This is a genomic window from Anaerosporobacter sp. (assembly GCF_965301125.1).
Window position 1 is genome coordinate 1 of the sequence record NZ_CBDLAM010000223.1, and the last position, 5,414, is coordinate 5,414.

A 5,414-nucleotide genomic window follows, 5' to 3' on the forward strand; every position below is an offset into this window, starting at 1 on the left:
GAAATGTATTCAATAATATGTTTAATTTCAGAATCAGTTCTTTTTCAATTAACTCTGTCGATGTTATAAATTTATTCTTTACTATGTTACCTTCTAATACTATAACAAGAAGAATTTGCTCTTCATCAACTTCACTTAATTGCACGAACTTTACTTTTCTGTGACGATATTGTGGTGTAGTTACCATTGTTGCGTAGTTCGTATTCTGTGCCAACATCCTGGCTACTTGTTGCAACAGAAGTTCCATCTTATCTGCTTTTTCAATCAAGATTTCCTTCATGTCTTGAACTTCCTTTTCCTTATGTTCCATCAAAGTATCAACATATAATCGATATCCTTTATCGGAAGGAATTCTACCAGCGGAAGTATGTGGTTGAATAATATAACCTAACTCTTCTAGGTCTGACATCTCATTACGAATAGTTGCAGAACTTAGATTCAAATCAGTATATTTTGATATTGTTCTTGATCCTACCGGCTCACCCGTCTCTAGATAGGTGTGAATAATCGCCTGTAATATCTTCCACTTTCTATCATCTAACTGCACCAGACCACTCCTTTCTTACTTATACTAAATAAGAACTATTAGGTTTTTTGATTGTTAGCACTCATTTAAGTAGAGTGCTAATATCTTTATAAATAAAATATCACTATGCAATTCTTTTGTCAAGAATATTTTTTAAAATTTTCAGAACAATAATAATGGGAAGTTTTTTGATTATTTACTAGGGTAACCAAGTTTTATATTTTTATTAATGGCTAGTGTATCCATAACCACCCTAAGGCTTTAATGGTATTTTCACAGTGTTGTTTTTGAATTCCTTATATTCCTTACTATATCGTATAAAATATTCATCCCCATCTATTAATTTATTGTCCTTCATAATCTCTATACAAGCATCACTAATGGAACTATATATAATGTCATATTGCTCTCCATCACCAGTATTCTTCCAAGGGATAATCTGTATAGATCTTGACACCTTCTTAAACACATTTCCTGAAATTTGTGGATTGATTACCCCACTCATAAGAATCGCTCGTAGCCCCGCTTTCTTATTTCCTACATTTGTGATAGTATTGCCTTTAATTATTGGCTCTTTCCAGTTCATTACACGAATTGCATCTTGATCACAATTAGTAATCTGATTATTTAGAATCTTCACATTCGTATGCAACTTGTTCTGAGAATATTTATGTGTTCCTATGGAACGCTCAAGATTCTTGAAAGTACAATAAGATATGGTGACATCCTCATTGGCTGTTTTATCATAGGAACTCCAATTTGCGTGGAATCCATTGGTACTCTTATCTGGTGTATCTAGATTAATTGCTTCTTTATTGTTGTTCTCTGAATCTTTATGATTCTTGAAGGTACAATTTTTAATGACTACGGTATTGGAGGAATCCATCTCTATAAAGTGTCCGCTATACATGTTTTGAAACGTTATTCCCATTATCTTAATATTACGATTATGACACATCATAATTCCCACCGCATCTTTATCATAATTCATATTAATAATAACGGTCCCTTCTCCAATTAATGATATGTTTGATTCACCATTATACTTCTTATACACTCCACTTTTGCTACTTTTAGAATATCTACAAAACTGGAATATGGACTTAGAAGCAGAGAATTTGCTTGTACCTGTTTTCTTCCCTTTTACAATCTTCACGCCATCCTTTAGTTTAATTGTTACATTAGATGGAACATAGAGCGTATTCGTTATTGTATAGGTACCTTTTGATAACTCTAGAGTACCTCCCCCTTCTACCTCAAGTTTCTTTAAATAGGATAGCAGCATATAATAATGTTTTGTATATTTGTTATATGTACTGTATTTTGCCGAATTATCACATGGTTTCGTGCTTGTTGTTATCCTATATACTTTCCCACTCGCCTGAACTGGAATTGTTATATGAATTTTAGAAATTATGATACATACAATCAACAAAACCATGAATACCTTCTTCTTTTTTCTAATTCGTAACATTATAGTCAGTCCCTTCTGTCAATTCACTAAAAAACCAATCCCTATAAGTTGCCTATGGCAAACACCTTATGGGGATTGGTTTCTATATCATAATAAGAACTCTGACATTACATAATTACTAAGATCAATACCACGTTCCGTTAACATAAGATTATGATCTTTCTTTATTAATAAACCATCTGAAATCATCTCTTTAGCAACTTTTCCATAGATATCATCAAATCGGGCTTCAAATCGCTCTTCAAACTGATTAATATCTACACCCTTCATCATTCTAAGACCTAGGAACATACACTCTTCCATCTGTTCTTTTGTAGTAAGATGTAGTACATCTTGTTTATCAAATTTTTTATCATTTGATAAACCTTTCATAACCAAATCATTTTTTCCTTGGTTTATAAATGTTTTCAATTTCTCTTCATTATGAAAACGGGTATTGTGCAAGCAAGATGAAGCTCCTAATCCAAAACCAATATAATCAATACACTCCCAATAAGAAGAATTATGCTTGCTTTCATAACCTTCTTTTGCATAATTTGATATCTCGTATCGTTCATATCCTGCTTCTCTAAGTAATTTCTTAGTTAGATGATACATTTGTCGATCATCTTCCTCCGTTGGCAAATTACTACCATCAGAGTACCTCGAATAAAAAGGTGTCCCTTCTTCTATTATTAAACTATACGCCGATATATGTTCTGGATTAAGCTCAATAACAGTTTTTAAGGTACGCTCCCAAGTATCAACCGTCTGCCCAGGAAGGGCAGACATAAGATCAATATTAATATTGTTAAAACCACATTCTCTTGCAAGATGATAATTCTCTTCAAACTGCTTATACGAATGAATACGTCCAAGTAATTTTAATTCTTCATCATTCACTGATTGTAGTCCCATACTAATACGGTTGATTCCGGCATCCTTATATATAAGTAGTTTATCCTTCGTTAAGGTACCTGGGTTAGCCTCTATGGTAATCTCTATCGTCTTATTATTGTTATCACTAGTATTCTCTATAGAAAATATTTCATATACCGTTTCTAGAATTCTTCTTATATCCATTGGATCAATGCTACTTGGGGTTCCCCCACCTATGAATATAGTACGAACATAATACTCCTCATTAAGATAGGAATATTCTTTGATTTGTTCCACCAAAGCATCTACATAATGTTTCTTATTATCATCATTCGATGGGCCTGATAAGAAGTCACAGTAAGCACATTTGGTATCACAGAAAGGAATATGAATATAAATTCCTATAGGATTTTTATTCTTTAACATTCTACTCCTCGTCTAATTTAAGAACGCTCATGAATGCCTTTTGTGGTATTTCTACATTACCAATTTGACGCATTCTCTTCTTACCTTCTTTTTGTTTTTCAAGTAGTTTTCTCTTTCTTGAGATATCACCACCGTAACATTTAGCAAGAACGTCCTTACGCATTGCTTTAACAGTTTCTCTTGCAATTACCTTGCTACCGATTGCCGCCTGAATTGGTATTTCAAATAATTGTCTTGGGATCTCATTCTTCAATTTTTCGCACATTCTTCTACCACGATCATAGGCAGTTTCCGCATGCACGATAAATGATAATGCATCCACTTCTTCTTTATTAATTAGGATATCAAGTTTAACAAGTTCTGATTTTTCATATCCTTTCATCTCATAATCAAAAGAAGCATATCCTCTTGATCTTGATTTTAATGCATCAAAGAAATCGTAGATAATTTCATTAAGTGGCAGTTCATATTTTAGTAGCGCTCTTGTCTCTTCCATATATTCCATACCAAGATATACACCACGTCTTTCTTGGCATAATGTCATAATCGCGCCAACGAATTCCGTTGTTACCATAATCTCTGCGCTTACGATTGGTTCTTCCATATACAAAATCTCAGACGGATTTGGTAAGTTTGAAGGATTTGTTACATCAATTACTTGTCCATCTGTCTTATGAACTTTATAGATTACACCAGGTGCAGTAGTTACGATATCAAGATTATATTCTCTTTCGAGTCGTTCTTGTATAATTTCAAGATGTAATAATCCTAAGAATCCACAACGGAAACCAAAGCCAAGTGCTACTGATGTTTCTGCCTCAAATTGTAAAGCTGCATCATTAAGTTGTAATTTCTCTAATGCATCACGTAAATCACCGTATTTTGCACCATCAGCTGGATACATACCACAGTAAACCATTGGATTAACTTTCTTATATCCAGGTAATGGTGTACTACAAGGATTGTTTGCATCTGTTACGGTATCACCTACACGAGTGTCTTTTACATTCTTAAGACTTGCTGTGATATATCCAACCATTCCTGCAGATAGTTCATCACAAGGAATAAACTGACCTGCACCAAAATAACCGATTTCAACAACATCAGCTACCGCTCCAGTTGCCATCATCTTAATTTCAGTACCTCTCTTAACCGTACCTTCTTTGATACGACAAAAGATTATAACTCCTTTATATGCATCATATACAGAGTCGAAAATTAACGCTTGTAATGGTGCGTCAGGATCACCTTGTGGTGCTGGAATCTTAGTAACAATCTGTTCTAACACCTCTTCAATGTTAATACCATTCTTTGCTGAAATAAGTGGAGCATCTTGTGCTTCCAAACCAATTACATCTTCTATCTCGTTCTTTACGCGGTCAGGTTCAGCACTTGGTAAGTCAATCTTATTGATAACAGGCATGATATCAAGATCATGGTCGAGAGCTAAGTATACATTGGCTAATGTCTGAGCCTCAATACCTTGCGCTGCATCAACAACTAGAATTGCGCCTTCACAAGCTGCAAGACTTCTTGATACTTCGTAGTTAAAGTCAACGTGTCCTGGAGTATCAATTAAGTTGAAGACATACTCTTCGCCATTCTTTGCTTTATATACGATACGAACTGTTTGCGCTTTAATCGTAATACCTCTTTCACGCTCAAGCTCCATGTTATCAAGTACTTGTGCTTGCATCTCTCTACTAGTAAGAAGACCAGTCTTTTCAATAATTCGGTCAGCTAATGTAGATTTACCATGATCGATATGCGCAATAATACAAAAATTTCTTATTTTACTCTGGTCAATATGTGCCATCTATATTCCTCCTGAGCCAAGGGGTGATGTTGCAAAGTCGCACCATCACCCTATAATAGGCTTATTATCCATGTTTCTATGAAGCATTATATCATAGGAAACTAGTAGACACAAGAAAATTTACTCGTTCATCGATACCACTATTTTGTTGCAGTAGGTGTCTTTGTTGTATCTCCAGACAATACTTGATATAGTACATTTGCAAATGGTTCCATTGCATTCTTTGCCTCTTGTACGGTATTATTCGAAGTTCCTAATTCTACTAGTGTAGATCTCGGTAACAAATGTAGATTATATCGATAGCTCTTTAGATA

General features: G+C 34.3%; 5 protein-coding genes. All 5 read right to left on the reverse strand.

The features are described 5' to 3' along the window. Nucleotides 1–547: HrcA family transcriptional regulator (locus ACW2QF_RS17230; RefSeq protein WP_455717251.1), on the reverse strand; the 547-nt coding region annotated here is incomplete at its 3' end. 232 nt (nt 548–779) lie between these two features. After that, nucleotides 780–2,000 (reverse strand): hypothetical protein, encoded by a 1,221-nt coding sequence (locus ACW2QF_RS17235; protein WP_455717252.1) that lies wholly within the window; start codon nt 1,998–2,000, stop codon nt 780–782. Between the two features lie 87 nt (nt 2,001–2,087). Beyond that, entirely contained in the window at nt 2,088–3,284 is a 1,197-nt protein-coding gene (hemW, locus tag ACW2QF_RS17240) for a radical SAM family heme chaperone HemW (protein ID WP_455717253.1), read from the reverse strand. A gap of 1 nt (nt 3,285) precedes the next feature. Then, nucleotides 3,286–5,100 (reverse strand): translation elongation factor 4, encoded by a 1,815-nt coding sequence (lepA, locus tag ACW2QF_RS17245; RefSeq protein ID WP_455717254.1) that lies wholly within the window; start codon nt 5,098–5,100, stop codon nt 3,286–3,288. 140 nt (nt 5,101–5,240) lie between these two features. Further along, nucleotides 5,241–5,414: stage II sporulation protein P (locus ACW2QF_RS17250; RefSeq protein ID WP_455717255.1), on the reverse strand; the 174-nt coding region annotated here is incomplete at its 5' end.

Excerpts from the sequence above, each read along its gene's own strand:
- ACW2QF_RS17235 (WP_455717252.1), bottom strand. The coding sequence starts at position 2,000 with ATGTTACGAATTAGAAAAAAGAAGAAGGTATTCATGGTTTTGTTGATT.
- hemW (WP_455717253.1), bottom strand. The coding sequence starts at position 3,284 with ATGTTAAAGAATAAAAATCCTATAGGAATTTATATTCATATTCCTTTC.
- lepA (WP_455717254.1), bottom strand. The coding sequence starts at position 5,100 with ATGGCACATATTGACCAGAGTAAAATAAGAAATTTTTGTATTATTGCG.